This is a genomic window from Phyllobacterium ifriqiyense, from assembly GCF_030817885.1.
GTDB classification, from domain to species: domain Bacteria; phylum Pseudomonadota; class Alphaproteobacteria; order Rhizobiales; family Rhizobiaceae; genus Phyllobacterium; species Phyllobacterium ifriqiyense.
In genome coordinates, this window is record NZ_JAUSZT010000003.1 from 2,573,326 (window position 1) to 2,599,236 (window position 25,911).

General features: G+C 51.8%; 30 protein-coding genes. 16 read left to right on the forward strand and 14 right to left on the reverse strand.

The features are described from left to right. Window positions 1–94: 94 nt before the first annotated feature. Window positions 95–535, reverse strand: coding sequence for a lactoylglutathione lyase (gloA, locus tag QFZ34_RS20215; protein WP_307284757.1), 441 nt, complete (start codon window positions 533–535; stop codon window positions 95–97). 266 nt (window positions 536–801) lie between these two features. On the opposite strand from gloA, the gene QFZ34_RS20220 reads away from it, so the two are divergent. The 5 genes from QFZ34_RS20220 to QFZ34_RS20240 all read left to right on the forward strand — a co-directional run bounded on the left by QFZ34_RS20220 (window position 802) and on the right by QFZ34_RS20240 (window position 3,983). Further along, the gene (locus QFZ34_RS20220; RefSeq protein WP_115053174.1) at window positions 802–1,383 is read left to right on the forward strand and encodes a cold-shock protein; all 582 of its coding nucleotides are present in this window, start codon (window positions 802–804) and stop codon (window positions 1,381–1,383) included. A 10-nt stretch (window positions 1,384–1,393) separates the two neighbouring features. Continuing rightward, window positions 1,394–1,870: a DUF192 domain-containing protein gene (locus QFZ34_RS20225; RefSeq protein WP_307284762.1), complete on the forward strand. Its 477-nt coding sequence runs from the start codon at window positions 1,394–1,396 to the stop codon at window positions 1,868–1,870. 11 nt (window positions 1,871–1,881) lie between these two features. Beyond that, the gene (locus QFZ34_RS20230; RefSeq protein ID WP_370878819.1) at window positions 1,882–2,643 is read left to right on the forward strand and encodes an alpha/beta fold hydrolase; all 762 of its coding nucleotides are present in this window, start codon (window positions 1,882–1,884) and stop codon (window positions 2,641–2,643) included. 209 nt (window positions 2,644–2,852) lie between these two features. Beyond that, window positions 2,853–3,677 (forward strand): serine O-acetyltransferase, encoded by an 825-nt coding sequence (cysE, locus tag QFZ34_RS20235; RefSeq protein ID WP_115053171.1) that lies wholly within the window; start codon window positions 2,853–2,855, stop codon window positions 3,675–3,677. A 99-nt stretch (window positions 3,678–3,776) separates the two neighbouring features. Continuing rightward, a complete protein-coding gene (locus QFZ34_RS20240; protein WP_008122972.1) occupies window positions 3,777–3,983 on the forward strand; it encodes a DUF3126 family protein in 207 nt (68 codons plus the stop codon). A 33-nt stretch (window positions 3,984–4,016) separates the two neighbouring features. Here the strand turns inward: QFZ34_RS20240 and QFZ34_RS20245 are convergent, their stop codons facing one another. Then, window positions 4,017–4,742, reverse strand: coding sequence for a hypothetical protein (locus QFZ34_RS20245; RefSeq protein WP_307284768.1), 726 nt, complete (start codon window positions 4,740–4,742; stop codon window positions 4,017–4,019). Between the two features lie 100 nt (window positions 4,743–4,842). Between QFZ34_RS20245 and QFZ34_RS20250 the strand changes: the two genes are divergently transcribed. After that, window positions 4,843–5,370, forward strand: a complete 528-nt coding sequence (locus QFZ34_RS20250; protein ID WP_307284773.1) for a gamma carbonic anhydrase family protein — start codon at window positions 4,843–4,845, stop codon at window positions 5,368–5,370. Window positions 5,371–5,407: 37 nt separating this feature from the next. Here the strand turns inward: QFZ34_RS20250 and QFZ34_RS20255 are convergent, their stop codons facing one another. The 3 genes from QFZ34_RS20255 to QFZ34_RS20265 all read right to left on the reverse strand — a co-directional run bounded on the left by QFZ34_RS20255 (window position 5,408) and on the right by QFZ34_RS20265 (window position 7,657). Continuing rightward, window positions 5,408–6,013: a transglutaminase-like cysteine peptidase gene (locus tag QFZ34_RS20255; protein WP_307284777.1), complete on the reverse strand. Its 606-nt coding sequence runs from the start codon at window positions 6,011–6,013 to the stop codon at window positions 5,408–5,410. 333 nt (window positions 6,014–6,346) lie between these two features. Beyond that, a complete protein-coding gene (locus QFZ34_RS20260) occupies window positions 6,347–6,955 on the reverse strand; it encodes a PilZ domain-containing protein (RefSeq protein WP_307284779.1) in 609 nt (202 codons plus the stop codon). Window positions 6,956–7,012: 57 nt separating this feature from the next. Continuing rightward, window positions 7,013–7,657 (reverse strand): PAS domain-containing protein, encoded by a 645-nt coding sequence (locus QFZ34_RS20265; protein WP_307284782.1) that lies wholly within the window; start codon window positions 7,655–7,657, stop codon window positions 7,013–7,015. Window positions 7,658–7,959: 302 nt separating this feature from the next. Here QFZ34_RS20265 and QFZ34_RS20270 point away from each other — a divergent pair, with 302 nt between their 5' ends. The 3 genes from QFZ34_RS20270 to QFZ34_RS20280 all read left to right on the forward strand — a co-directional run bounded on the left by QFZ34_RS20270 (window position 7,960) and on the right by QFZ34_RS20280 (window position 9,963). Next, a complete protein-coding gene (locus tag QFZ34_RS20270; protein ID WP_115053166.1) occupies window positions 7,960–8,667 on the forward strand; it encodes a rhomboid family intramembrane serine protease in 708 nt (235 codons plus the stop codon). A 223-nt stretch (window positions 8,668–8,890) separates the two neighbouring features. Next, window positions 8,891–9,322, forward strand: coding sequence for a CBS domain-containing protein (locus QFZ34_RS20275; protein WP_307284786.1), 432 nt, complete (start codon window positions 8,891–8,893; stop codon window positions 9,320–9,322). A gap of 89 nt (window positions 9,323–9,411) precedes the next feature. Next, window positions 9,412–9,963, forward strand: coding sequence for a phosphotransferase-like protein (locus QFZ34_RS20280; RefSeq protein WP_115053164.1), 552 nt, complete (start codon window positions 9,412–9,414; stop codon window positions 9,961–9,963). Between the two features lie 94 nt (window positions 9,964–10,057). On the opposite strand, the gene QFZ34_RS20285 is transcribed toward QFZ34_RS20280, so the two are convergent. The 3 genes from QFZ34_RS20285 to folE form a co-directional block, all read right to left on the reverse strand. Beyond that, window positions 10,058–11,029 (reverse strand): patatin family protein, encoded by a 972-nt coding sequence (locus QFZ34_RS20285; RefSeq protein WP_115053163.1) that lies wholly within the window; start codon window positions 11,027–11,029, stop codon window positions 10,058–10,060. A gap of 145 nt (window positions 11,030–11,174) precedes the next feature. Then, the gene (gene hisI, locus QFZ34_RS20290; protein WP_115053162.1) at window positions 11,175–11,588 is read right to left on the reverse strand and encodes a phosphoribosyl-AMP cyclohydrolase; all 414 of its coding nucleotides are present in this window, start codon (window positions 11,586–11,588) and stop codon (window positions 11,175–11,177) included. 7 nt (window positions 11,589–11,595) lie between these two features. After that, window positions 11,596–12,222 carry a GTP cyclohydrolase I FolE gene (gene folE, locus QFZ34_RS20295; RefSeq protein WP_115053161.1) on the reverse strand — a complete coding sequence of 209 codons (627 nt, stop codon included), beginning with the start codon at window positions 12,220–12,222 and terminating at the stop codon, window positions 11,596–11,598. A 265-nt stretch (window positions 12,223–12,487) separates the two neighbouring features. Between folE and QFZ34_RS20300 the strand changes: the two genes are divergently transcribed. Together QFZ34_RS20300 and yidD are read left to right on the forward strand one after the other, a co-directional pair. Beyond that, window positions 12,488–12,934, forward strand: coding sequence for an iron-sulfur cluster assembly scaffold protein (locus QFZ34_RS20300; RefSeq protein WP_307284793.1), 447 nt, complete (start codon window positions 12,488–12,490; stop codon window positions 12,932–12,934). A gap of 4 nt (window positions 12,935–12,938) precedes the next feature. Beyond that, the gene (gene yidD, locus QFZ34_RS20305; protein WP_307284796.1) at window positions 12,939–13,301 is read left to right on the forward strand and encodes a membrane protein insertion efficiency factor YidD; all 363 of its coding nucleotides are present in this window, start codon (window positions 12,939–12,941) and stop codon (window positions 13,299–13,301) included. A gap of 24 nt (window positions 13,302–13,325) precedes the next feature. Here the strand turns inward: yidD and QFZ34_RS20310 are convergent, their stop codons facing one another. Further along, complete coding sequence (locus tag QFZ34_RS20310; protein ID WP_115053158.1) at window positions 13,326–15,101, reverse strand: glucan ABC transporter ATP-binding protein/ permease; 1,776 nt, start codon at window positions 15,099–15,101, stop codon at window positions 13,326–13,328. A 199-nt stretch (window positions 15,102–15,300) separates the two neighbouring features. Here QFZ34_RS20310 and crcB point away from each other — a divergent pair, with 199 nt between their 5' ends. The 3 genes from crcB (at window position 15,301) to QFZ34_RS20325 (ending at window position 17,615) form a co-directional block, all read left to right on the forward strand. Continuing rightward, on the forward strand, window positions 15,301–15,678 hold the full coding sequence (crcB, locus tag QFZ34_RS20315) for a fluoride efflux transporter CrcB (protein WP_115053157.1): 378 nt from the start codon (window positions 15,301–15,303) through the stop codon (window positions 15,676–15,678). A 120-nt stretch (window positions 15,679–15,798) separates the two neighbouring features. Continuing rightward, entirely contained in the window at window positions 15,799–16,785 is a 987-nt protein-coding gene (locus QFZ34_RS20320; RefSeq protein ID WP_115053156.1) for an RluA family pseudouridine synthase, read from the forward strand. A 38-nt stretch (window positions 16,786–16,823) separates the two neighbouring features. Further along, on the forward strand, window positions 16,824–17,615 hold the full coding sequence (locus QFZ34_RS20325; protein ID WP_307284803.1) for an ATP12 family chaperone protein: 792 nt from the start codon (window positions 16,824–16,826) through the stop codon (window positions 17,613–17,615). Window positions 17,616–17,686: 71 nt separating this feature from the next. Here QFZ34_RS20325 and glnA read toward each other — a convergent pair whose 3' ends face one another. The 4 genes from glnA to uvrA form a co-directional block, all read right to left on the reverse strand. Next, on the reverse strand, window positions 17,687–19,096 hold the full coding sequence (gene glnA, locus QFZ34_RS20330; RefSeq protein ID WP_115053154.1) for a type I glutamate--ammonia ligase: 1,410 nt from the start codon (window positions 19,094–19,096) through the stop codon (window positions 17,687–17,689). Between the two features lie 61 nt (window positions 19,097–19,157). Then, complete coding sequence (locus QFZ34_RS20335) at window positions 19,158–19,496, reverse strand: P-II family nitrogen regulator (protein ID WP_008123000.1); 339 nt, start codon at window positions 19,494–19,496, stop codon at window positions 19,158–19,160. A gap of 242 nt (window positions 19,497–19,738) precedes the next feature. Next, entirely contained in the window at window positions 19,739–20,539 is an 801-nt protein-coding gene (locus tag QFZ34_RS20340; protein WP_307284810.1) for a DUF72 domain-containing protein, read from the reverse strand. Between the two features lie 52 nt (window positions 20,540–20,591). Further along, window positions 20,592–23,513 (reverse strand): excinuclease ABC subunit UvrA, encoded by a 2,922-nt coding sequence (gene uvrA / locus QFZ34_RS20345; protein WP_115053152.1) that lies wholly within the window; start codon window positions 23,511–23,513, stop codon window positions 20,592–20,594. 426 nt (window positions 23,514–23,939) lie between these two features. Between uvrA and QFZ34_RS20350 the strand changes: the two genes are divergently transcribed. Continuing rightward, window positions 23,940–24,461, forward strand: coding sequence for a single-stranded DNA-binding protein (locus QFZ34_RS20350; RefSeq protein ID WP_115053151.1), 522 nt, complete (start codon window positions 23,940–23,942; stop codon window positions 24,459–24,461). Window positions 24,462–24,565: 104 nt separating this feature from the next. Here the strand turns inward: QFZ34_RS20350 and QFZ34_RS20355 are convergent, their stop codons facing one another. Next, window positions 24,566–25,186, reverse strand: a complete 621-nt coding sequence (locus QFZ34_RS20355) for a TetR/AcrR family transcriptional regulator (protein ID WP_115053150.1) — start codon at window positions 25,184–25,186, stop codon at window positions 24,566–24,568. Between the two features lie 80 nt (window positions 25,187–25,266). On the opposite strand from QFZ34_RS20355, the gene QFZ34_RS20360 reads away from it, so the two are divergent. Next, window positions 25,267–25,884 (forward strand): NAD(P)H-dependent oxidoreductase, encoded by a 618-nt coding sequence (locus QFZ34_RS20360; protein WP_307284816.1) that lies wholly within the window; start codon window positions 25,267–25,269, stop codon window positions 25,882–25,884. Window positions 25,885–25,911 lie beyond the last annotated feature (27 nt).

The window sequence follows — 25,911 nt, forward strand, 5'->3', positions numbered from 1 at the left end:
GGCTTGGAAGATGCCGGGGATTGAATTTAGCCGGGTTGCGGTTTTCGCCTGCCCCGAACGACCGGGCAGGCGATGTATTGTGTAGTAGTGCAGATTACCAGGAGCCGGTGTTTGGCATGGATAGCCATGGTTCCTGTGGCGCCAGTGCAGACCCCTTTTGGATAAGCTCAATAGAGATGCCATCGGGCGAGCGAATGAACGCCATATTGCCATCGCGGGGAGGCCGGTTGATCACGACGCCTTTGTCTGACAAATCCTGACAAGTTTTATAAATGTCATCCACGACATAGGCGAGGTGACCGAAATTGCGTCCGCCCGTATATTCTTCAGGATCCCAATTATAGGTCAATTCAAGCTCGGGAGCACGTTCAGCGGCAGAACGGGTTTCATCTTCCGACGCGGCCAGGAAGATCAATGTAAACCGGCCTTTTTCGTTTTCCGTGCGGCGAACCTCTTTCAAGCCGAACTTGTTGCAGTAAAAATCCAGCGATTCATCGATGTCGCGAACGCGAACCATAGTGTGAAGATAACGCATCTTTTGCCTTTGAATTCTTTTCATGGGATTGAAATAGCAACGTCTGCTCGCCAGCAAGGGCAAGTGACTGGCAATATCGATAACACTAATTGCTTACGCAAACAAATCTGGGAGCTAATTTGACGAGACTGATTGAGGATAAACACGGGTTTTGGTTATAGTTTGAAAGAAAACATCAAGATGATGCTTGCTCTCCGCTATCGGACCGGTGTTATTCTTCAACAAGAGAATCAGTGTTTAGTTTATGGAGAGGAGGGGATCGCTTCATGTCAGACAGAACAGTATCGACCCAGATCTCTCATAACGACCAAGGCGCAAGCGACAGTCTTGATCTTGTCGAGATTTCAGGCTCGATAAAATGGTTCGACGTTGCCAAGGGATATGGTTTCATAGTTCCCGACAATTCTGATCTTCCCGACATTCTGCTCCATGTAACCTGCCTGCGCCGCGATGGCTTCCAGACCGCGCTGGAGGGTGCGCGCGTTGTTTGCGAGGTCAAGCAGGGCGAGCGTGGTATGCAGTGCTTCCGCGTAAAGTCGATGGACAATTCGACTGCGGTGCATCCGACCGAGTTACCGCCAGTGCGTACCCATGTCACGGTAACGCCTTCGAGCGGGCTTGAACGGGTTCTCGTCAAGTGGTTCAATCGCACGAAAGGCTTCGGGTTTCTAACGCGGGGCGAGGGTACGGAAGACATTTTCGTTCACATGGAAACGCTGCGTCATTTCGGTCTCACTGAACTGCGGCCCGGACAGGTCGTCCTTATTCGTTTCGGCAATGGCGAAAAAGGTCTTATGGCTTCGGAAATTCATCCTGATATCGGCACGCAGATGCCGGTCTCCCACTGAAGATCAGTTGATGAATCGTCTGAGATTATCTCTGGCCGCCGTCATATTCTGCTTGATTTCCGCTTTTCCGGTGCTGGCACAGCAGATGCCCATGCATTTGCCCATCGATCCTGTTGCGCTGACCATTAATACGGCCAAGGGCGATGTGCCTTTCACGGTCGAAATCGCCGATAATGAGGAGGAACGTCAGCGCGGATTGATGTTCCGCACGGACCTTAAAGACAATAGCGCGATGCTGTTTGTTTTTGACCAGGCCAGGCTGATCTCCATGTGGATGGAAAATACGCCGTCGGCCTTGGATATGCTGTTTCTCGATCATGGCGGGCGCATTACTGCAATCCATCAGAACGCCGTGCCGTTTTCGCGTGATGTGATTTCGTCCGGCGGTCCGGTGAAATTTGTTGTTGAGGTAAAGGCTGGAACCGTGCAGCGTCTCGGTTTAAGAGTTGGCGATAAGGTGCGGCATCCCGCAATTGCAGCCAAATAACGGACGGAAAAATGCAATTCTTTGAAAATGACGGCTTAAAACTTGCCTATATTGATGAAGGCGAGGGCGAACCGATCCTGCTTATTCACGGCTTTGCATCGTCGTCATTATACAATTGGATTCAGCCGGGCTGGATTTCCACTTTGACCGCATCGGGATACCGGACAATTGCTATCGACAATCGTGGTCACGGCAATTCCGATAAGCCACATGACAAGTCAGTTTACACACCAACCCGCATGGCTGGGGATGCTGCGGCGCTACTCGATCATCTCGGTATAAAGTCGGCTCATGTCATGGGTTACTCCATGGGCGCACGTATCAGTGCTTTTCTTGCCCTTGAGCATCCGGATCGCGTGCATGATCTGGTGTTTGGCGGCCTTGGTATTGGCATGGTCGAAGGTGCCGGGGACTGGTCGCCGATAGCCGAGGCTCTTCTGGCAGACGACCCTGATGCAATTACTCATCCACGCGGCAAAATGTTCAGGATGTTTGCCGACAAGACCAAGAGCGATAAGATCGCGCTGGCTGCGTGCGTCATCACCTCCAAGGAAGAGATTAGCGCAGAAAACATGGCGCGCATCAAGCAGCCGACGCTTGTAGCTGTCGGCACCAAGGACGATATTGGCGGCAGCGCGCAAAAGCTTGCAGAGCTGATGCCCCAAGGTGAAGCAATCGATATTCCGAACCGTGACCATATGCTGGCAGTAGGCGACAAGGTCTTTAAAGAGGCGGTGCTGGAGTTTCTGAAGCGTAATCCCATTACTGTGTGATTTGCGATCCGGAAATGCTTCATTCCTTGCGAAAAAGCACAGTTTAACTTACCCATGGCGATGCTGGCATTGATCAGCATCAGGCAGATGAATGGTATCTTCAAAATTTCTTGCGCTTGCGGCACTGGATTTTGAGGTGTCAAGAAACCACTTTTGCCGTATAATCCGTTGCAGAGTATAAAATTCGGCTGAATGCCTGGAGCTAGAAAATGTCAGCAAGCCTTCCTATAAAGATGACCGGATCGATCAAACAGATCGACCCGATCTGGCATGCGATCCGGGCCGAGGCAGAAGAGGTCGTGCGCAATGAGCCGCTGCTTGCGACATTTCTTTACACTACCATCCTGAACCATCAGTCGCTGGAACAGGCGGTTATACATCGTATTTCCCAGCGCCTCGACCACCCGGATGTGGAGTCGGAACTGCTGCGCCAGACGTTTACAGCCATGCTCGACGCCAATCCTTCCTGGTCGCAGATTTTACGCGTCGACATACAGGCTGTTTATGACCGCGATCCGGCATGCACGCGGTTTATGGAGCCCATCCTTTATTTCAAGGGGTTTCAGGCTATCCAGACCCATCGTCTTGCGCACTGGTTGTGGCATGAGGGTCGTCATGATTTTGCGCTTTATCTGCAAAGCCGCTCATCTTCAGTTTTCCAGACAGATATTCATCCCGCAGTTCCCATGGGGCAGGGCGTGTTTTTCGACCATGCAACGGGCATCGTTGTGGGCATGACGGCTGTTATTGAAGACAATGTTTCAATCCTGCAGGGCGTTACCCTTGGCGGCACGGGAAAAGAGACCGGCGACCGTCATCCGAAAATTCGTAATGGCGTGCTGATTGGCGCAGGAGCCAATATTCTTGGCAATATCGAAATTGGTCATTGCTCAAAGGTGGCATCCGGTTCGGTCGTTCTGAAGCCTGTCCCGCATAATGTGACCGTGGCTGGTGTGCCTGCCCGTATTGTCGGGGAAGCAGGCTGCTCGGAGCCTTCGCGCGCCATGGATCAGCTCGTTACCAACTTCGAATAAGCCTGGTTCTTACCACTAACGATTGCAGTCAACCCTTTACAGGGCGCCATGCCACATGGCAAACCGCTCTGACTCGACGAATAAGACAGGAGATTTTAGGTGAAACCCGAAGAACTGAAAAAACTCGACAGCTACTTCAAGCGGACATTCCGCAACACGGAATTGGTAGTGAAGGCTCGCCCGCGGAAAGATGATTCCGCAGAACTTTATCTGGGCGACGAGTTCCTCGGTCTGATCTACAAGGATGAAGACGAAGGCGAATTGTCTTATAATTTCTCCATGGCAATCCTGGAAATGGACCTTTAGCCCATTCTTACTATGTTGAGTGGTGCTCGAGCATCACTCAACACTTTTGATGTGGCCACGCGCAAATTCTGCAATCTTTTTGTCCAGAAGCGGCCAATCCTCAAGCATTTCTCTCGGAAACCGATAGGTCAGCTGCAAATCACCGCCGACGAAAATATCGCTTTGGCAGGATGCAAGATTATCGCGGGATGACGGTTCATCAAGACAACGCGCAACAAATGAAGGTTTCGCACCGTGATCCGGTGCAACGAGAAGCTCCTCATTGATGAAGCCGCTATCGCCCCTGAAGCGTTGGAGCGTTAAACCGGCAGGACCGGCAGCGCCGGGCCCTTCGGTCAGTGGAAGATAGACGGGACCATAACGCCCCGGCATATCCTGCGATCCCTGCCTTGCCTCAAATGTCAGGAAGATCAATTTCTTGTCTGGTCCCGCGCCATTGAAATCATTTTTAAATTCTACGGCGTACCCCTGCATTTCCGGCCAGTGCAGATAAAGGTCAACGCGCTCGGCTATGCCATCGCGCCGCTGCCTATCAAACCGGATCATATTTGCGGGAATCTCGAGCACGTCATTGCCAATGACGATTTGCTGCGCAGAACGATCTTCCGTATGGCCGCCAAGGGAAATTATGTGTCCAAGGAAAAAGCCGGCAAGAGCCAGACATAGGGACAAGAAGCCAAGTGCGACCACGCCATAGAAGACCTTTCGCAAGAGAAAGCTTGCCGAAATTGCCTCTATTTTCTCTGTGGTCGCCTGCATGATGTGGCCCGAAGGTTTCCTTCGGCACATTCTAACTGCTCATGTGCTGATTTATGGTTAATTGAGTATCAATGAACCGCGTGATTCTGGAGGACGCCAAATGCCGATTTATACACTTAACGGCCAAGCACCGCAATTTGAGCACCGAAAGTCAAACTGGATAGCGCCTGATGCGACGATTATCGGCAAAGTTTTTCTAGGTGAAAATGCCGGGATCTGGTTCGGCGCTGTATTGCGCGGGGATAACGAGCTCATTCACATTGGTCGCAATACGAATGTGCAGGAACACACGATCATGCACACCGATCTGGGATATCCGCTGACAATCGGCGACGGATGCACCATCGGGCATCGCGCCATGCTGCATGGCTGTACTATTGGGGAAAATACCCTGATCGGTATTGGAGCGATTATTCTCAATGGTGCAAAAATCGGCAAGAATTCTCTGGTGGGTGCGGGGGCTTTGGTCACCGAACGCAAGGAATTTCCGGATAATTCCCTGATCGTGGGATCACCGGCCAGGGTGGTCCGTACGCTGGACGAGGCAGCGGTAGAACAGTTGAAGCTTTCTGCCGCTCACTATGTCGAAAACGGGAAGCGTTTCATGAGCGGTCTGGAGATTGCTTAACAAGCCGGTGTAAATGCACCGGCCAATGGATCCGGACTCATTGCTCGATACTGCCGACCAGCACCTGGCGATCATCATTGATTGAAACCCATGCGCCGGTGTTCTTCGTTGATTGGCGCTTGAGGTAATCATAGTTCGTTTCATTCCATGGCTTGATACGGGCTTCGAGATTATCAAGAATGTAATCGCCCTGGCCGGTGCGCACGGTCAACACGGCGTGACCTTCGCCGTTCATCTGCCGAACGACGGTGATCAATAGATCGCTGAGCGGAATGCCGCCTTCATTCAGCAGCTTGCGCTTCAGGAGAACATAATCCTCACAGTCCCCAACTGTTGTCGGATAGGACCATACTTCTGCTTTACCCCAGATATCCATGTCCGTCTCTGGGCGAACCTGCGCGTTTACCTGACTGTTGACCAGAACCAGCAAATTCCATGTCTTTGATGTCAGGCTAAGCGGCGTATCATTACTACTCTTGACGCTGCATTCGCCGCGATATGTCTGGCAGAATTCATAATGACCAATCGGCTGCGAGGTGCGACCGCCGGTCTTCATGATCATTGCCGAAGCGCCTGCCTCAGCATAGGCGGCGATGCACATTAAAAGGAATGCAGCGCCAAATAGGATTGTCTTTTTTATCATTACCGTCGTCTCCCCGGTTGAGGCGACAATGGCAGAGAGAGTTTGATTGAGCGGAAACGATGGCGAGTAAATCTGATCGAATTAGGTAGTAAAAAATAAAGGAATTAGGCAATTACGATGTATTAATGTTTATTATTATTTAGTTTAACAAAGTATAGATTTAAGTAAGTTGCAGAATATTAGAATTAAGTATCGGTTTAAATAAATATGTCGTTATTTCCATTGGCTTAACGCGCTCCATACAGATGCCAGACAAATGCCGTTCTCTCGCAGCAATCGCGCCAAAAATATTTCTGCCGTGTGAAGAAAAACTAAGTCAGAGAAAAACTGGCTTTAACTCTCAAAGGCCGCATCAATGGCGTCGCGGCTTTGCACCGAAGCAAACTCGATTGCCACGCCTTCGTCAAAATGCCGGGCAACACGGCCCCTCATGGTGCCGAGAATGACCTGGCTGTTCAGGGCAGGGCGCATGCGCAGTTCCACCGCTGCACCCGATATGGATAGATCAACAATACGGCAGGGATATTGCCGACCATCGGCCATGGATAGCGTGGTGATTGGGTTGCGCGGTGCGACACGCTGATGCCGGCGATCTTCAGGCGTATCCAGTTCATGTTTGTTTGCAAGCCATGTCAGCTGCGCCGCTATCTTGTTTTTCTTGCGGTCAGAAACGATGAGCGACAGGAGAAAGCCCCCACTAACCAGCTTTTCGACAGTTCCTTCGACACGGCCAATATGGTCTATATAAGCGATAATGCGCTCGCCATTATGGGCCATGATATCTGTGCCGATGACAACATTGCCAGGCGACATTTCGCTGATCTGGCAAACATGTTCCGTGCGGTCTTCGAGCATAAAACGCCCATAGAGCTGCACTTTAACGCTATAATACCTTGTCGTAGCGGTAGGGTTTGGACTTGAGCCATCGTGGGTAGGTTGCATCGTCACGTCCAACTGGCAGAATTCGTTTAGCCTTGATGACAAGCTATTCCATGATTCTTAATGTGGCGGTAATGGTTTCGCGCGCGTTTTAAGTGGTCGCGAGGATTTTCCGCCATCCAGCAATTGCAGGCGGTCAGTATTTTGGCCGATAATTGTATGAATAGCGCCTTTCGGGTTTGGCGATGATCGCGATCCGCCAGCATACTGGCTCCGACTTGTATCCAGCGTCGTGATTGATCTTATGCGGCTTTCGACGATAGAGTCTGACTCTAGCCAGAACGGCTGTCCCAAGGCGACAATCATTCCGATCAGAAACTGTTCATGCACTTCATTGGCAAGCGGCAAGAGGATGAATTCAAACAGCGCGGTGCGCTGGCGTGCGCTTATGCCTTCGGCGTTTATAGCGACGGGGCTTTTTCGGGTTATCGAATTGGCAAGCAAACGCGAGATACTGCGGCGATCTCGTGCCTGCCAAAGCAATTCGAAAGCTGAATCTTTCAATTCGCGGCCGTGAATTGAGCAAATCCGGGTGCCCGCAAGCCGGAACCTTGCTTCGGTATCCTGACTGGCCTGCAAAATGAATATATCGGCTAATTGGCGGGGGATGGCAGCAGGCGCTATCTCGCTGCGTTCGGGCGCAGCGCGTGTGCCACGCAACTGCTCCCAATAAGCGATAAGCTCGTTTGATCTTCCGTGCTGCATAAATTTGTCTGTTTGTCCGATCGGATGTCCGCGGACTGTGTCACCGACGGCAGGGTAACGCCACGTTTCATGTGTCCATGTCCACCGTGGCGGGCTGTTAGGGTTAATAAGTGGTTTACGTTGAGGTGTCGCAACGAATGTGAGACAAGGGTTTACGAGATTTCATACCTGACCTTAAATTTAAGGCCGTCCGTAACCGGGCGGCCTTCTTTCTGTTTATGCATCGGATTATTCGAAAACCGGGATTCCACTTGCCGGCTTGATACTATAGCTTGCCGGGACCGAAACGAGGCCGATACAGAATGACCGAACCAGACATAGCGCGGGACAAACCATCAGGCGGAGAGCCGATGTTCAACATTCCGGGTATTATCCTCGCAGCTATCGGCATCTGCATCGCAGTATTTCTCTACCAGACCTATATTCTTGACGATGGACAGGCTGTCGAGTTTCTCTGGAACTATGCCTTTATTCCTGCACGCTTTGCGCAAATGGGCGGCCAGGGTGACGTGTGGACATGGTTTACGACGATCTCCTATTCATTCATGCATGGAAGCGTGGCTCATATCGCATTGAACATGATCTGGCTGGCAGCATTCGGATCCCCACTTGCAGCGCGCATTGGCCCGGTGCGTTTGACACTTTTTTGGATCGCGACATCCATCGCCGCCGCATTGACGCATTATGCTATTTACCCTGATAGCATGGCTCCCCTGGTAGGCGCGTCCGGTGCAGTGTCCGGCATGATGGGCGCTGCAGCGCGTTTTGGATTTCGTCGCTCAACATCGCGCAACTCGGCAGCCTTTGTCGGTGACATATTGCCGATTGCCGTTGCACTGCGCATGCGCACAGTGCTGACGTTTCTTGGAGTCTGGTTTGTCACCAATATTGCGGCCGGGCTTTTATCATTGGGAGTAGAGGAATCTGCGTCGATCGCCTGGGAGGCGCATATAGGCGGATTTGTCGTCGGTTTCTTCGGAATATCGCTGTTTGACCGGCACCGCGCCTGATACGTGCAATCAATTTTTGAATGCAAAAGATGTTTTATAATCAATAGATTGGATTGCGTTTATCAAATCGATCTGAGCCGAGTGTTCTTGTGCAAAGATAACTATGGAGGCGACATGCGCAATTGCAATGCACTTGCAATGGGTGCAACATATAAGCACGATGAGTTAGGTTGCTAAAAGCATCGGGGGAGATGCAGCAATCAAACATGTAAGGAGGATGCGCATGACAGTCAGATCGATTCTTGAACGCAAGGGCTATGACGTTTTCAGCATTACGCCTGATGTGTCGCTAGCGGATGCAATTACGGTTTTGGCCAAGCACAAAATCGGCGCACTTGTCGTTTGCGATCAGAACAAGGCTATCAAAGGTATCTTGTCCGAACGCGATGTGGTTCGCGCCATTTCGGCCGACGGTGCCGATGCTCTATGGAAGCCGATTTCAGAAACAATGACCATAAAGGTCAAGGTCTGCAACGAAAGTCATACGATTAATCAGGTCATGGAAACGATGACGCAAGGCCGTTTCCGCCATTTGCCGGTTGAAAAGGATGGCCAACTTTATGGCATCGTATCGATCGGCGACGTTGTTAAGCTGCGAATCGAGGAAGTGGAACGCGAGTCACAAGAGATTCGGAGCTATATCGCGACGGCTTAGTTCTAGATTTATCGACGTAGTGAGGTTCATTTTGCTGCAATGAAGCCGACCTAATACCGTAATGGTTCATTACGGGGATTAGGCTTGAATTGGAAAAGACGGCAAAGATAATCTTTATCCACGGGGCATCAAGCAGCGGGAAGTCTACTCTTGCGCGAGTCCTTCAGGCACAACTGCCAGAACCATTCTGGCATGTTTCTATTGATCATCTCCGTGATTCCGGGATGTTGCCTCTGGACCGTTTTCGGAACGGCGACTTCAATTGGAGGGAGAATCGCACCAAATTCTTTGACGGATTTCATCGTTCGCTCGTGGCTTATGCTTCAGCAGGCAATAATATTTTGCTTGAACATATTCTCGAGGAAGATTGGTGGGTCACCAATCTGGCCCAGCTTTTCAAACCGTTCGATGTTTTCTTCGTCGGGCTTCATTGCGATCTTGATGAACTCGTAAAAAGGGAAACATTGCGAGCAGATCGGCCGATGGGAAGCGCTGCCGATGATTATCATCGGATTCATGTTGGTCAGAGATATGATTTGGAGCTGCCTGCAGGGCAGACTACGCAGGAATACGCGAACCAAGTACTGTCAGCGTGGGCCAATCGACGGATGCCGTCTGTTTTTCAGCAGTTGCTGGAATAGAAATTGTTCAGCCTGTGGAAATTTTTAAGCAAGGCCTACGTTTAGCGCGATGCTATTGTATTGATTGACATCATTTCCGCGAGTGATGCCGATACTAGAAAACAAGCTTTTGCATGCGCTCAAGCTCGCCGAGGCGGGTCATGGTCTCTTCATATCCGCTTCGGATCGCTTCATCGGCGCGATGGAATTCAGCAAGACCGATTTTGCCAACTTTTGGCAATAATGCGATATCCGGCGGATCGCCCGCCATGCGAGCGCGTGAAATCCGGTCCTGAATGATATTGAACGATTCCATCATCACACCTGTAATGCCCAGGCGCTTGGAATAAGCAGGGCGCCGCAAGCCGGAATTTTCAATATCGCCAGTTTGCGGATGAGGTGCCTCGGCGCTATGTTTTATGACCGCTGCACGGCCAAACTGATCGTAATGCAGGTTAACCGCGACGACCAATGGCTGCTCATAGGAGCGGCAGACGGCGACAGGCACAGGGTTGACCAGAGCGCCATCTACAAGGATGCGGCCATTGCACTCGACGGGTTCAAATACGCCGGGCAGGGCGTAGGATGCGCGCATCGAGGTGATGAGGCTGCCACGCGTCAGCCAGATTTCATGACCCGTATTGATTTCTGTACACACCGCGATGAACCGCTTGGGCAGGTCTTCGATGGATAATTCTTCGAGATGGTCACGCAATCGCCGGTCCAGCTTCATACCGCCGAACAACCCATTTCCACCAAATCGCAGATCAAGCAGACTGAAAATGCCACGCTTGGTAAGGCTTCGGGCAAATTCCTCAAGCTGGTCGAGCTTGCCGCCGAGATAGCAGCCGCCAACGAGCGCTCCAATCGAAGTGCCGGCGATCATCGATATCTCTATGCCCGCTTCATCGAGAGCACGAAGCACGCCAATATGCGCCCAACCACGAGCAGCTCCGCCTCCCAGAGCAAGTGCTATGGGTGTTTTGCTTTGAACGGGCCTTTCAGGTGCTGCGATCTTCTCATCAGTGGCATTGCTGATGCCGATAGATTCCGCCGCACGTGTCCGGCGCGATGCCCATTCGAGCATGGCATGAACTCCTAGAGTCGTGGACTTTCATTCAATTTCGATTGTGGTAACCAAAAGCTGAATATTGCGTGAATAACAATTCTTAGCTGACCAATGAAACCTGACTACAAACGCAGAAAACGGCAGATGCGAGGCATTACGCCATCTAAAACTTCATGACCAGCGACGGCTTTCCGTCATGCGCAACGATGTTGCGATAAAAACATGACCTGCGGCCGGTGTGGCATGTCGGTCCGTCTCCTGCTACTCGAACCTTCAGCCAGAGGGCATCCTGATCGCAATCTGTGCCGAGCTCGACAACGCTTTGCAGATTGCCGGAGGTTTCCCCCTTCTTCCACAGTGATTGCCGCGACCGTGACCAATAGTGAGCAATGCCGGTCTCGATGGTCAATTGTAGAGCTTCGGCATTCATATGCGCGACCATGAGAAGTTCACCGTCCCTGGCATCGGTAACAACAGCGGTTATCAACCCCGCAGCGTCAAACCGCGGGGTGAAAACATTGCCTTCTTCAACGTCATGATTATGCGCTGCAGGACGAGGAAAAGACGTTTCTGCCATTTTGTCCTCAACGACCTCGGACCATGGTCATGAAACGAACCTGATCATTGACCTCGTCCTTGAACGATCCGGTAAATGTCGTCGTGGTTGTCAATGAGCCCGATTTGCGGATACCGCGCATGGCCATGCACATATGCTCGGCCTCGATCATGACGGCAACACCGCGCGGACGCAGGGAACTTTGTATCGCGCTGGCAATCTGGGCAGTCATGCTTTCCTGCGTTTGCAAGCGATGCGCGAAAATATCGACAACGCGCGCAATTTTCGAAAGTCCGACAACTTTTTCACCATCAGGCAAATAGGCGACATGGGCCTTGCCGATGATCGGAACCATGTGGTGCTCGCAGTGTGAAAAGAAAGGAATGTCCTGAATGAGGACCATATCCTCATAGCCAGCTATTTCTTCAAAGGTCCGCCCCAGCACATCAGCAGGATCGAGTGCATAGCCGGAGAAGAGTTCCTTGTATGATTTGACGACGCGTTCAGGCGTGTCGAGCAGGCCCTCGCGGTCAGGATTATCGCCAGCCCAAAGAAGCAGGGTGCGTACCGCTGCTTCTGCTTCTTCCTGAGTTGGTCGGCGAATATTATTTTGCTTTGCAGTTATAGGCTGCAAGTTTTTCACTACCGCATCCATCGCGATCTCCCGTAGTCGCCCTCAAAGGAGCGACGAGTTAAACGGCAATACACGATAATCGTTCCTCGCGGGAACGGACGGTGTATTGAAGCATGAGCGGATCAATCATCCACCCCGTAGGCATACATGCCATCGCAAAATTAATCTACGCGACTTTATGAGGGCCTGCTCGCATACTATATAGGTAGTCTATAGGAAATTCATAGAGCATCAACGGCGAGTTGTGACGCCTTTGAGATGAACACTGTGTCAAGAGTGGCAAATCATGATCAATGACGTTTACAATACGCGAATTCTGGAATTTGCCGGCAATATTCAACGGCTTGGCCGTTTGGACGCTCCCGATGCGTCTGCAAAGGCGCATTCCAAGCTGTGCGGTTCCACTGTCATCGTCGATCTCAAGGTCGAAAATGGCGTGGTTTCCGATTTTGCTCACGATGTGAAAGCATGCGCGCTCGGTCAGGCTTCGTCTTCAATCATGGCCCGTCATGTGATCGGCGCAACGCCCGAAGAACTTCGCGCATTACGCCTGACGATGTTGCGCATGTTGAAAGAAAATGGTCCACCCCCGGAAGGTCGCTTTGAAGATTTGAAATTTCTGGAACCTGTCCGCGATTACAAAGCCAGGCACAACTCCACAATGTTGACCTTCGATGCAGTTGTGGATTGTCTTGATCAGATCGATAGAAAAAACGCTGAAGCCGCAGCCTGACGGGATGTGCAATGATCCCGCGCATAAGCATCCGGTAAAATATTCCCGCAATTGGGGTGGTCCATGGCCCAAGACACCGGGACGCCTGATCGGAACCGGGCTGGTTCGCTTTTATCAACTCACCCTGTCTGGATTCATCGGGAATTCCTGTCGGCATTTGCCGACCTGCTCGGAATATGCCTATGAGGCAATTGCGCGTCATGGATTTTGGGCGGGCGGGTGGATGGGGTTGTTCAGGTTTGCCCGTTGTGGGCCGGGCGGCACCAGCGGGTTGGACCCGGTGCCCGTAGCGCTTGATAAGCGTTTCGCCTGGTACCTGCCTTGGCGCTACTGGAGTATCGCCGCAAAAGAAAAAGGCCGCTCATGAGCGGCCTTTTGTTTATTCACCCTTTCAGGCCGCTTCCGGCTTGCGCGGGAAGGGCGTGACATTGGCTGTGTCATCATCAAGCTTCAGACCGCCAGCCTTCAGCAGCGAGGTAAAGCGGCCATTCTGACGGGCCAGATCATCAAAGCTGCCGGATTCAACAACTTCACCCTGATCCATGAACAGTACGAGGTCAGCGTCGCGGACGGTCGACAGACGGTGCGCAATGATGAACGTTGTACGGTTCTGGCAAAGCTTGTCGACCGCAACCTTAACTCGGGCCTCTGTCTCAACGTCCAGAGCACTCGTTGCCTCATCTAATACGAGGATGGGAGCATCCTTCAGGATCGCACGGGCGATAGCCACACGCTGGCGCTCACCGCCGGACAATTGCGAGCCACGTTCGCCGACAACAGTGTTGTAGCCTGCAGACTTCGACAGGATGAAGTCGCTTGCATCGGCAGCTTCCGCAGCGGCAAAGACATCTTCATCAGAAGCTTTGGGGCGACCAACGCGGATATTGTCCTCAATCGTGCGGTTGAACATGCCAGCATCCTGGAACACTGTCGCAATGGCATTACGCAACGAGCGGCGGCTGATTGTCTTCGTGTCGATATCGTCGACAAGAATACGGCCTTCCTTGGGATCATAAACCCTCTGCAACAGATTGATCAGCGTTGTCTTGCCAGCACCTGTCGGTCCAACAATGGCAACAGTCTCACCAGCCTTTGCCTTGAAGCTTACATTCTTCAAGCCCTGCGTAGAGTTCGGAAATTCAAACGAGACATTTTCGAATTCCACATCGCCGGTTACATTGTCGATGTCGTGCACAGTCTTCGGCTCGACTGCATAGGCAGCAGATTCTTCCATTGCATAGAAGTCTTCAAGCTTGGCACGAGCCGCGAAAATCTGGTTCACGAAGGCACTCAACTGGTCGAGACGGCCGATCAGCAAACCGGCAAAACCTGTGAACGCAACAACCTGACCTACATTCATCTCGTCACGCATGACGAAATAAGAACCAAGCAGCAAAACGATGATCATGGAGATTGTTGAGGCCATGCGGTTGATACCAGCGGCGAGAGCCCACCAGTTCAAAACCGGATACTGGGAATCCAGCAGGTTCTTTGTATAGGTCTGCAACGCCCGTGTTTCTTCTTCAACACGGTTGTAGCTTTGCAATACCGAGATGTTGCTCATGGAGTCACTGACATGGCTGAAAGCTGTGATGTGATGACGTTCCACCTGAGCCTGACCATCCTTGGTCTTGCTGGTAACGACACGGACAACCATCATATAGACCACGCCGAGCACAACGAGCACTGAGGTCAAACGCCAATCCTGGCTGAGAGCAAGCGGGAACAGCAGCACCAGGCCAACGGCAGTTGCCAGATGGGTGCGCATGAATTCGAGCCACAGGCCGAACAGAGTTTCGATTGCGCGCAGCAATGTATGCAGCGCGTTTGATGTGCCGCGCTGATGATGCCAAGCGAGCGGCATGCTGATCACGCGATTGTAGGATTCGGTAAGTACGGCGAGCTTGCGACGATGGGCCAGCCTGTCGGCTTCACGAGAAACCAGAACATTGGCACCAATATGAAACAAGCCCACAGCAGCCAACTGGCTAAGCGGGGGAATGATGGCGGTTTTTGTTGCGATAGCCTGAATCACCCGGCCAGCAAGCCATGGTTCTACGATCATGCTTGCAGCGAGTGCAATATTGGCGATGCATATAAACATGGTCGCGCGCTTTTCGGCGCCGAGATATTGGAGGGATCTCCAATAGATGTTTAATAATGACACTTTGCCACTCCGATTGCTTGGTCCGCCACTAACGCGTAGAAATGACACTGCATCAGACTCTTGTGCACCGCAATATTAAATGCTCTAAAGTCTTGATCGTTCCCTGTCGTAAGCGGGAACATTTTTCTACGGCTCGTAACGTCCCGTGATGAGTCAACTTACTGAGATCGCAAATTAATCCAGCCGAACTGAATGTAACATGAACGCAATTTTACTGGTCGCATCTGGAGGAGCCATTGGCTCGGTTCTGCGATATCTCACCGGTCTGGCAATGACACGTCTATTTGGTACCGCGTTTCCCTATGGCACGTTGGTGGTCAATGTGGTTGGCGGGCTGATCATGGGCCTGTTTATCGAACTGCTAACGCGGCGATTTGAGGGTTCGGAAGAGCTTCGCCTGTTCGTTGCAGTTGGCATACTGGGCGGTTTCACAACCTTTTCGTCGTTTTCGCTCGATGTTGTTATGCTTTGGCAGCGCGGCGAGACGGCAAGCGCCGCTTTTTACGTGCTAATAAGCGTCGTATTGAGCATTTGCGCAGTGTTTTTAGGATTATGGCTCGCAAGAACCGTCGCATAGTGCTAAGCGCTGCCGCAAGACCTATGTAATTCCATAAATAATCATTCGATGCGATTTCCGCGTTTCATACGCTTGAGGACACGCCGAATCTAAAGGTCTGCGATTAAAAGGCTTGAGCTGATGGCAGCGGTAGAACAAAAAACAGTCGATACGGGTGAGGCGGAAATGCGCCTCGACCGTTGGTTCAAAGTACATTATCCGGGCCTCGGTTTCGGGCATTTGCAAAAATTGCTGCGTTCCGGCCAGATAAGAATTGATGGGTCGCGCGCCAAATCCGATACGCGGCTTCAGGCAGGACAGACGGTCCGTATCCCGCCGCTGCCCGTAGATTCCAAAGCTGAAGGCCATCTGACCGGCAAAAGCATACGCGGTCGCGATGATGGCGATGTTCTAAAGCAGATGCTGCTTTATGAAGATCCGAAAGTCTACGTTTTCAACAAACCTGCGGGTCTAGCCGTTCAGGGTGGTTCGGGCGTTAACCGCCACGTGGACGATATGCTGGAAGCATGGCGCAACAAAAGAGGTGAAAAGCCTCGGCTTGTGCACCGGCTTGACCGCGATACTTCGGGTGTGCTGGTCGTTGCCCGCACGCGCGGTGCCGCGCAGGCATTGACCGCTGCATTTCGCGAGCGTGAAACCAAGAAAACCTATTGGGCTCTGGTCAAGGGTATTCCACGCAAGCGGGAAGACAAAATCGCCACCTGGCTAGCCAAGGAAGCAACGGAAGATGGCGACCGAATGCGCGTTGTCCCTCATGGCGAGCCGGATTCCGATCATGCGATTTCCTACTACCGGGTTATTGAATCTGCAGGGCAGGTGCTGACCTGGCTTGAAATGGAGCCTTACACCGGGCGCACGCACCAGCTTCGCGTTCACGCAGCCCATATTGGTTGCCCGATCATCGGTGATCCGAAATATTTCGAAGCCGATACAAACTGGTCATTTCCGGGCGGCATCCAAAATCGCCTGCATCTTCATGCAAGGCGCATTCGCATACCAAATCCATCCGGTGGTATCATTGATGTTACAGCACCTCTGCCACCACATATGGTCCAGACATGGAACCTCTTGGGTCTGGACGAAAATGATGCAGACGAAGACAATTGAGAGGGATAACCTCTCAGGCGTAGAAATGGACTTTAACAATGCGCGATGAACTTTTCAGCATGGATGCAAAACAGGAGCTTTCCGATCCGGACCCTGTTCGCCGTGCGCAAATAACCTCAAAACTGCCTCTGCCAAAGCGATTCTACAAAGAGGCCGCTGTTGCAGAGCGCGATGGCGGATTTTCAGTGGAGCTGGATGGGCGTGTGGTTAAAACCCCCGCCCGGCAAAATCTGGTTCTGCCAACACGTGCCGCAGCACAACTCATCGCTGACGAATTTACCGCACAGGAGAAGGAAATCGATCCGGCGCGGATGCCCGCAACACGACTGGCCAACACAGCAATTGACGGTATCATCAATGATCCACAGGCGGTGCTGGAAGATGTTTTGCGTTTTGCCTCGTCGGATATGCTTTGCTATCGCGCCGGTTCTCCGCAACGTCTGGTCCAACGCCAGACTGAGTCCTGGGATCCGATTATCGACTGGGCGGCGGCTGTGCTTAATGCGCGTTTTATCTTGGCCGAAGGTGTGATCCATGTGGAGCAGCCACGCGAAGCGCTTGGCGCTTTTGGTGTTCACCTTGGAGCTTTTACCGATCCCTTTGCGATTGCGGCGCTCCATACGATCACAACCCTAACGGGTTCGGCCATTTTGGCGCTATCGGTAGCCAAAGGTAAAATCTCCGGCGACGAGGCTTGGAAACTTGCCCATCTGGAGGAGGACTGGACATCAGAGCAGTGGGGAGAAGATGCCGAAGCCGCTATTCGCCGTGATATACGCAAGCGAGAAATGCAGGCCGCCGTGCAAATATTGCAAGCGGTTTCGGTATAGGCATTTTGCCCGATTTGACTCAATAAAAAACCCCGGCGTGAGCCGGGGTTTTTCGTATGCAGAGGTCGCTATCAGACCGAATAATACATGTCATATTCGACCGGATGCGGGGTCATTTCGTAACGCATCACTTCAGCCATTTTCAGCTCGATGAAGGAGTCGATCTGATCGTCGTCAAATACGCCGCCTGCCTTGAGGAAGGAGCGATCCTTGTCGAGGCTCTGGAGCGCTTCACGCAGCGAACCGCAGACAGTCGGGATCTTTTTGAGTTCCTTTGCTGGAAGATCATAAAGATCCTTGTCCATTGGTTGACCAGGATGAATCTTGTTCTTGATGCCATCCAGACCGGCCATCAACATGGCAGCAAAACCGAGATATGGATTTGCTGTTGGATCAGGGAAGCGGATCTCAACGCGCTTCGACTTTGGCGAAGAGCCGAATGGAATACGGCATGAAGCCGAGCGGTTGCGCGCAGAATATGCCAGCAGGACCGGAGCTTCATAACCCGGTACCAGACGCTTGTAGGAGTTGGTCGACGGGTTGGTGAAGGCATTGATTGCCTTGGCGTGTTTGATAATGCCGCCAATGAAGAACAGGCAGTTTTCTGACAGGCCCGCATATTCATTGCCAGCGAATGTCGGCTTGCCATCTTTCCAGATCGACATGTGCACGTGCATGCCCGAGCCATTATCGCCGAAGATCGGCTTTGGCATGAAGGTAGCCGTCTTGCCATAGGCATTGGCAACCTGATGAACGACATACTTGTAAATAAGCATCTTGTCGGCATTGCGTGTCAGGTGATCGAACTTGATGCCGAGCTCGTGTTGAGCAGCTGCCACTTCGTGGTGGTGCTTTTCGACGCGCACGCCCATTTCCGTCAAAACGGTAAGCATTTCCGAGCGCATGTCCTGTGCGCTGTCAATCGGAGGAACCGGGAAGTAGCCGCCCTTGACACGCGGACGGTGACCGAGGTTGCCGGTCTCATAGTCTGTGTCATCGTTTGAAGGCAGTTCCGTTGAATCCAGCTTGAAACCTGTATTATACGGGTCAGCCTTGTACTTCACATCATCAAAGACGAAGAATTCCGCTTCTGGGCCAACAAAAATTGTATCGCCAACGCCTTCGGCCTTCATATAGGCTTCAGCCTTCTTGGCAGTGCCGCGCGGATCACGATTGTAGGATTCGCCAGAAACCGGATCAAGGATATCACAAAGAATAACCATGGTTGACTGAGCAAAGAACGGATCCATGTGAACCGTTTCGGTATCTGGCATCAGCACCATGTCCGATTCATTGATGGCTTTCCAACCGGCGATGGACGAGCCGTCGAACATAACGCCATCGGCGAACATATCCTCATCAACTTCAGCAACGTCCATTGTCACATGCTGCAGCTTGCCCTTGGGATCTGTGAAGCGAAGATCAAGGAACTTTACGTCGTTGTCTTTGATCTGCTTGAGAATATCATTTGCAGTCGTCATACCAATTTTCCTTATTAAGCACGATGATTGGGTACCGGATTCATCGCCGGCAACAGTTGGATCAGATGGCGTCGATACCGGATTCACCAGTACGAATGCGAACGACTTCCTCGATATTCGAGACGAAGATTTTTCCGTCGCCGATGCGCCCGGTCTGCGCAGCCTTGCGAATTGCCTCTATTGCGGCTTCGACAGATTCATCGCCGAGAACGATTTCCACTTTAACCTTGGGCAAAAAGTCGACGACATATTCCGCGCCACGATACAATTCCGTGTGACCCTTTTGACGGCCAAAGCCCTTGGCTTCGGTGACCGTGATGCCTTGAAGCCCTACTTCCTGCAGTGCTTCTTTCACCTCGTCCAGCTTGAACGGCTTGATGATGGCTTCGATTTTCTTCATCAGAGATCGATCTCCCTATATAACCGGCGGGCCTATGCCCGCTTGCCCATCATAAAAGCATGAAGCGTGCCAATTCCATCGCTTTTGAAGAATATTCTTGAAATGGCAATTTTAATGCCGCTTTGGCAGAGGGAATTTTATTTCCCGTCGATGAATTGAACCATGAATGCACAAATCAGACCGTTGCGCAGCCTAAAAATTAGGCGAATTGCAACATTATTAGGCCGGGCAGGGGCGGTGACTTACTGGATTCGCCTTGTGAGCGCTTGCGCTGCCTGCGGAGCGCGCACTTTGCCTTCGTGGATGAAGTAAACGAACACATCACGAGGATGCTTCTGCGTCTTCTCGTTGGGAGCAGCCAAGGGAAGATCATCCGGCACCCCGCCTTTGGCCCATAATTGCGCTCGCTCAGCCCACTTGTCCAATGCGTCAGTTGAATAAGCCGTTTCAATATTATCATCGCCTTTTTGAAGTCGTGCATAGACAAAATCGGACGTCACATCAGCGATCTCCGGATATTCAAAATGCTCGGCATAGACGATGGCCACGTTCTTCTTGCGTGCCAAGGCAATAAAATCAGGATCGATAAAAGATGGATTGCGCACTTCAACCGCGTGCCGCAACGGCAAGCCCGCTTCCTTTCGGGGAAGAAGGTCGAGAAAAGCGCCGAAATCCTCAATATCAAACTTTTTTGTCGGCGCGAACTGCCAGATAAGCGGTCCTAAACGGTCACCAAGTTCTGCAAGTCCCGATTTGATAAATCGCTCCATGGACTCTCCAGCCTCCGCCAGCACCTTTCGATTGGTGACAAAACGATTTCCTTTAACGGAGAAAATGAAACCATCCGGCACCTGGCCAGCCCATTTGGCGAAGGTCTCCGGTTTTTGCGTGCCGTAATAGGTGCTGTTGATTTCTATCGTCTGGAGATGCTGTCCTGCATAATTAAGCTCCTTGGCCTTTGAAAGACCTTCCGGGTAGAAGGTCCCGCGCCAAGGTTCAAATATCCAGCCGCCGATGCCCGCCCGAATAGTTCCTGCAGTCATAGTTTCCTCCCTGACCGTATCCAGACCAACGCCACGACATCTCTGGAAGCAGCTATTCCGCCGCTGCTTGCACCCTATGTCCCGGACGGCGCCGCAAAAGCTCCTTCAGGAATTGACCCGTATAAGAACGCTCAACATCGACAATATCCTCAGGACGACCAACCGCTACGATTTCACCGCCGCCGTCGCCGCCTTCCGGACCAAGATCGATCACCCAATCAGCGGTCTTGATGACTTCGAGATTATGCTCGATCACGACCACCGTATTGCCTTGATCCACAAGCTCATGCAAAACTTCAAGAAGCTTGGCTACATCATGGAAATGCAAGCCTGTTGTCGGCTCATCAAGAATATAAAGCGTTCTGCCAGTTGCCTTGCGGGACAGTTCCTTGGCGAGTTTGATTCGTTGCGCCTCACCGCCGGAAAGCGTGTTTGCCTGTTGCCCGACATGAATATAACCGAGGCCGACCTTCGCCAATGTTTGCAACTTATCGCGAACGGCAGGAACGGCGGCGAAAAACTCCGCACCCTCTTCAACAGTCATATCGAGCACATCAGCGATTGATTTGCCCTTGAACAGAACTTCCAGCGTTTCGCGATTATAGCGCTTGCCATGGCATACGTCGCACGTGACATAGACATCCGGCAGGAAGTGCATCTCAATCTTGATGACGCCATCGCCCTGACAGGCTTCACAGCGCCCGCCTTTGACGTTGAACGAAAAACGACCCGGCTGATAGCCACGCGCCTTGGCTTCAGGCAAACCCGCAAACCAGTCACGGATTGGAGTAAACGCACCCGTATAAGTTGCCGGATTGGACCGGGGTGTACGTCCGATTGGCGATTGATCGATATCGATGACTTTATCGAGGAATTCCAGACCATCAATATGGTCGTGCTCTGCAGGATGCTCGCGGGAGCCCATGATCCGGCGTGAGGCGGCCTTGAATAATGTCTCGATAAGGAAGGTGGATTTTCCGCCACCCGACACGCCGGTTACAGCGGTGAAGGTGCCAAGCGGAATTTCTGCCGAGACATTTTTCAGATTATTGCCACGCGCGCCGACAACTTTAATCCGTTTCTTATTGACCTTGCGGCGTTCTGCCGGCACGGCCACCTCGATTTCGCCTGACAAATATTTGCCGGTCAAGGATTTCGGGCTGGCCATAATGTCCGCTGGACTGCCTTCGGCGATTATCTGACCACCGTGAATACCGGCGGCCGGACCGATATCGACGACATAATCCGCGGTCAAAATCGCATCCTCGTCGTGCTCGACAACGATAACCGTATTTCCGAGATCCCGCAGATGACGCAAAGTCTTCAGCAACTGCTCATTGTCGCGTTGATGCAGGCCAATGGATGGCTCGTCCAGAACATAGAGAACACCAGTCAGACCGGAACCGATCTGCGATGCAAGGCGGATACGCTGGCTTTCACCACCGGAAAGAGTGCCCGAATTGCGTGAAAGCGCCAGGTAGTCCAGGCCGACATCATTCAGGAAGCGCAGACGCTCGCGAATTTCCTTAAGAATGCGCGCAGCGATTTCTGTCTGTTTCTCATTGAAGCTTTTATCAATATCGCTGAACCAGGCATCCGCATGACGAATGGATTTTTCAGTAATCTGGCCGATATGCAGACCGCCAATTTTTACCGCAAGAGCCTCGGGTTTCAGGCGGTAACCCTTGCAAGCGGGGCAAGGCGTGCCAGACATGAAACGCTCGATCTCTTCGCGCGACCATGCTGAATCCGTCTCTTTCCAGCGGCGTTCCAAATTGGGAATGACACCCTCGAAAGATTTTGTTGTGCGATATGATCGCAAACCATCATCATAGGAGAATGCAATTTCACGGCTGCCAGTGCCGTAAAGTATGGCTTCGCGCGCCTCTTCATTCAAATCACGCCAGCGATCTGCGAGCTTGAAACCGTAGGCTTCGCCCAGCGCCTGCAATGTTTGGCTGTAATAAGGAGAACTCGATTTTGCCCAAGGCGCAATTGCACCATTCTTGAGCGTCAGAGCCTCATCAGGAATGATCATCGTCGGATCAATCGCTTTTTGAGTACCCAGGCCATCGCAGGTCGGGCAAGCACCGAAGGGATTATTGAACGAGAAAAGGCGCGGTTCAATCTCCGAAATGGTGAAGCCTGAAACAGGACAGGCGAATTTTTCCGAAAACATGATGCGTTCATGTGTTTCGTTCTTGGATTTATTGGCTGATTCACTCGAGGTTTCATCAGCAGGCAGCGGCTTATCCGCAAATTCTGCGACAGCGATACCATCTGCAAGCTTCAGGCAGGTCTCGAGGCTATCGGCAAGACGTGCGGAAATATCAGGTCGGACGACGATGCGGTCAACCACAACGTCGATATCATGCTTGTACTTCTTATCGAGTGCCGGAACATCGGCAATTTCATAAAAAATACCATCGACCTTCACGCGCTGAAAACCGCGTTTCTGCAGATCCGCAAGCTCCTTGCGATACTCCCCCTTACGCCCGCGTACTATGGGCGCAAGGATGAATAGACGGGCGCCTTCCTCGAGAGCCATGACACGATCCACCATTTGGCTGACGGTCTGGCTTTCGATAGGCAAGCCTGTTGCCGGTGAATAAGGGACACCAACACGCGCATAAAGCAGGCGCAAATAGTCGTAAATCTCAGTGACTGTACCCACAGTTGAGCGGGGGTTGCGGCTGGTTGTCTTTTGCTCAATCGAAATTGCCGGAGAAAGACCGTCAATTTGATCCACGTCCGGCTTCTGCATCATCTCCAGAAACTGCCGGGCATAGGCCGACAGGCTTTCGACATAGCGTCTTTGGCCTTCTGCGTAGATCGTATCGAAGGCGAGCGAAGACTTGCCCGAACCCGAAAGGCCGGTCATGACAATCAGCTTGTCGCGCGGCAGATCAAGATCGATATTTTTCAAATTATGTTCGCGCGCGCCGCGAATGGAAATGTACTTCTGATCGCTCATGTCGGTTCGCCTTTAAGAGGGCATGCTGTTATGGGGAATTGTTCTTTAAGAGAACAGTTCCCTTTATCTAGTGCTTCATGGATAATTTACGAGGCCGGACTTTATCAACCATCCTGAATCACCATAGCCATGTTGACATTATTAGAGCAAGTGTTAGAACAAAGAAAGAACAAATAATATTGACAGCGGCCTTCGCCATATCCGGATGTATACGGCTGCGAATTGATTGTAAAAGGACGCTTTGAGCTGAGATAGTCGGCTGTATGATCGAAAAATGTCTCCTGACAAATCTGGCAGGAGAGTGATCGCAGCAGACGATGCCGATATGAGGTGTATATTGTGGATAGTGGCAATCAATTGCCCGCCACGTCCATGGCTTCTGTATGATAGGCAAAATTTAAAATTGGAATTTGTGGAGTTTTGAACATGGCAGGCAGTGTCAACAAGGTCATTTTGGTAGGAAATCTTGGCGCTGATCCAGAAGTCCGGCGGCTCGGTTCAGGTGATCCCGTCGTGAATCTACGCATTGCGACCTCGGAAAGCTGGCGCGACAAGAATAGCGGCGAACGCAAGGAAAAGACCGAGTGGCATAGCGTCGTGATTTTCAATGACAATCTCGCAAAAGTTGCCGAGCAGTACCTTAAGAAGGGTATGAAGGTTTATCTGGAAGGCGCGCTTCAGACCCGTAAATGGCAGGACCAGACGGGCAATGATCGTTATTCCACCGAAGTCGTACTGCAAAAATTCCGGGGTGAACTACAGATGCTGGATTCACGCGGAGAAGGTGCGGGAGCTGGCGGCGGTCGGTCCTTCGAGAGCAATTCCGGGCGCGGACAAATGAGCGACGATCGTGGCGGCTCCGACTTTGGCCGGTCCAATGCAGGCGGATCCTCAAGCTCGAGCGGCGGTAATTTCTCACGCGATCTCGATGATGAAATCCCGTTCTGAGTTGAGTTCAAAAGACCGGACTTGATCGTATTCTCATTATTATGCAGGCATCGGGTAGTCCAAGACTGCCCGATGTTTGTTTTTAGATGAGAAAACAACTGCTCCTAGTTTCCGGAGCGCTTCACCATTGAAATAATGATTTCATAGAGCTCATCTTTTGCCTGAGCAGGAGCGATATCCTCGTTTACTGCAGCATTTGACAAGCCTTCTGCAGCTCCGAGCATTCCCCACAGCCCAGCCGATGAAACACCTTCTGCGCCGGTAAACGCATTTAACAGATGCCTGCACTTTTCTATGAACACGGCCTCGAAGTCGTGCTTTATCTTATCAAGTTCCGGCGAGCCTTTTAATGCGGCAGTGATACCGGGAATTTCGCGTCCCTGTGTAAGAACGCAATCAACATAAGACGAGGCGATCACTTTGGCGACGTCGGTAAGATTGGGTGCGGCACGCTCAAGCGCCGCATCCATTATAACGGTCTGACGCGCATCGAACTCTTTGAAAAGGGCCGCGAGAAGTCCTGGCCTTGTGCCGAAATGGTCATAGACAACGGGCTTTGTAACACCTGACAACTCAGCCAGGCGACCAAGCGTCAAAGCTTCCGTACCTTCGTCACGAATTAATTTCCATGAAACATCCAGTAATTGCCGCTGGCGCGCCTCGCGGGAAAGACGCTGGCGGGGAGATGTTTGAGATGAGGAGTTTTTTGAAACTGAGCTTGACATCACTATATACCAAAAGTAACTTACTAAAAGTATATAAGGTTTCGGCCGGTTCCACAATCTCTAATCATGGAGTAATCGACATGCATGCGCTTATTGTTACATCGCATCCAGAATCCAAATCACTGACCAACAGCATTGCGTTAAAGATTGGCGAAGGCCTGTCGCAGAGCGGCTCCCATACATTTGAGATCGCAGACCTTGCTGCAGAGGGTTTTGATCCGCGATTTAGCCAGGCAGATATCGCTTCCCACAAACGACGTGCCAAGACGCCGCCGGATGTAGCGGCCGAGCAAGCGCGGATAGACCGGGCAGACAGTTTGGTACTCGTATTTCCGGTCTATTGGTGGTCAATGCCGGGCTTGCTCAAGGGCTGGATCGATCGTGTTTTCTCGAATGGTTGGGCATATGACGACAATTTCGAAGGGAAGCTGTCGAAAAAGCTTGGCCATCTTCAAATCCATCTCGTCGGCATAGGTGGCGCAGACGCGAGGACTTATGAGAAACATGGCTATGATATCGCTATGGAAAGACAGATCGATCATGGGATTTTCGATTATTGCGGGGCTCGTGTCATATCATCGACACGGCTGCTGGAGGCAGATTCGCGAGACCCGCTTCAACATTTCAATACTGCTCGCAATATTGGTGCGTCCCTTTTCGATAAGCACATGCAGGTCAAGCCAACAGTGGCAGCCTGAAGCGGCTCACTGGGACCAATACATAAC

What these genes read in the sequence shown, in the direction of transcription:
- gloA (WP_307284757.1), bottom strand. Translation starts at nt 535, where the DNA reads ATGCGTTATCTTCACACTATGGTTCGCGTTCGCGACATCGATGAATCG.
- QFZ34_RS20220 (WP_115053174.1), top strand. Translation starts at nt 802, where the DNA reads ATGTCAGACAGAACAGTATCGACCCAGATCTCTCATAACGACCAAGGC.
- QFZ34_RS20225 (WP_307284762.1), top strand. Translation starts at nt 1,394, where the DNA reads ATGAATCGTCTGAGATTATCTCTGGCCGCCGTCATATTCTGCTTGATT.
- QFZ34_RS20230 (WP_370878819.1), top strand. Translation starts at nt 1,882, where the DNA reads ATGCAATTCTTTGAAAATGACGGCTTAAAACTTGCCTATATTGATGAA.
- cysE (WP_115053171.1), top strand. Translation starts at nt 2,853, where the DNA reads ATGTCAGCAAGCCTTCCTATAAAGATGACCGGATCGATCAAACAGATC.
- QFZ34_RS20245 (WP_307284768.1), bottom strand. Translation starts at nt 4,742, where the DNA reads ATGCAGGCGACCACAGAGAAAATAGAGGCAATTTCGGCAAGCTTTCTC.
- QFZ34_RS20250 (WP_307284773.1), top strand. Translation starts at nt 4,843, where the DNA reads ATGCCGATTTATACACTTAACGGCCAAGCACCGCAATTTGAGCACCGA.
- QFZ34_RS20255 (WP_307284777.1), bottom strand. Translation starts at nt 6,013, where the DNA reads ATGATAAAAAAGACAATCCTATTTGGCGCTGCATTCCTTTTAATGTGC.
- QFZ34_RS20260 (WP_307284779.1), bottom strand. Translation starts at nt 6,955, where the DNA reads ATGCAACCTACCCACGATGGCTCAAGTCCAAACCCTACCGCTACGACA.
- QFZ34_RS20265 (WP_307284782.1), bottom strand. Translation starts at nt 7,657, where the DNA reads ATGCAGCACGGAAGATCAAACGAGCTTATCGCTTATTGGGAGCAGTTG.
- QFZ34_RS20270 (WP_115053166.1), top strand. Translation starts at nt 7,960, where the DNA reads ATGACCGAACCAGACATAGCGCGGGACAAACCATCAGGCGGAGAGCCG.
- QFZ34_RS20275 (WP_307284786.1), top strand. Translation starts at nt 8,891, where the DNA reads ATGACAGTCAGATCGATTCTTGAACGCAAGGGCTATGACGTTTTCAGC.
- QFZ34_RS20285 (WP_115053163.1), bottom strand. Translation starts at nt 11,029, where the DNA reads ATGCTCGAATGGGCATCGCGCCGGACACGTGCGGCGGAATCTATCGGC.
- hisI (WP_115053162.1), bottom strand. Translation starts at nt 11,588, where the DNA reads ATGGCAGAAACGTCTTTTCCTCGTCCTGCAGCGCATAATCATGACGTT.
- folE (WP_115053161.1), bottom strand. Translation starts at nt 12,222, where the DNA reads ATGGATGCGGTAGTGAAAAACTTGCAGCCTATAACTGCAAAGCAAAAT.
- QFZ34_RS20300 (WP_307284793.1), top strand. Translation starts at nt 12,488, where the DNA reads ATGATCAATGACGTTTACAATACGCGAATTCTGGAATTTGCCGGCAAT.
- yidD (WP_307284796.1), top strand. Translation starts at nt 12,939, where the DNA reads ATGTGCAATGATCCCGCGCATAAGCATCCGGTAAAATATTCCCGCAAT.
- crcB (WP_115053157.1), top strand. Translation starts at nt 15,301, where the DNA reads ATGAACGCAATTTTACTGGTCGCATCTGGAGGAGCCATTGGCTCGGTT.
- QFZ34_RS20320 (WP_115053156.1), top strand. Translation starts at nt 15,799, where the DNA reads ATGGCAGCGGTAGAACAAAAAACAGTCGATACGGGTGAGGCGGAAATG.
- QFZ34_RS20325 (WP_307284803.1), top strand. Translation starts at nt 16,824, where the DNA reads ATGCGCGATGAACTTTTCAGCATGGATGCAAAACAGGAGCTTTCCGAT.
- glnA (WP_115053154.1), bottom strand. Translation starts at nt 19,096, where the DNA reads ATGACGACTGCAAATGATATTCTCAAGCAGATCAAAGACAACGACGTA.
- QFZ34_RS20335 (WP_008123000.1), bottom strand. Translation starts at nt 19,496, where the DNA reads ATGAAGAAAATCGAAGCCATCATCAAGCCGTTCAAGCTGGACGAGGTG.
- QFZ34_RS20340 (WP_307284810.1), bottom strand. Translation starts at nt 20,539, where the DNA reads ATGACTGCAGGAACTATTCGGGCGGGCATCGGCGGCTGGATATTTGAA.
- uvrA (WP_115053152.1), bottom strand. Translation starts at nt 23,513, where the DNA reads ATGAGCGATCAGAAGTACATTTCCATTCGCGGCGCGCGCGAACATAAT.
- QFZ34_RS20350 (WP_115053151.1), top strand. Translation starts at nt 23,940, where the DNA reads ATGGCAGGCAGTGTCAACAAGGTCATTTTGGTAGGAAATCTTGGCGCT.
- QFZ34_RS20355 (WP_115053150.1), bottom strand. Translation starts at nt 25,186, where the DNA reads ATGTCAAGCTCAGTTTCAAAAAACTCCTCATCTCAAACATCTCCCCGC.
- QFZ34_RS20360 (WP_307284816.1), top strand. Translation starts at nt 25,267, where the DNA reads ATGCATGCGCTTATTGTTACATCGCATCCAGAATCCAAATCACTGACC.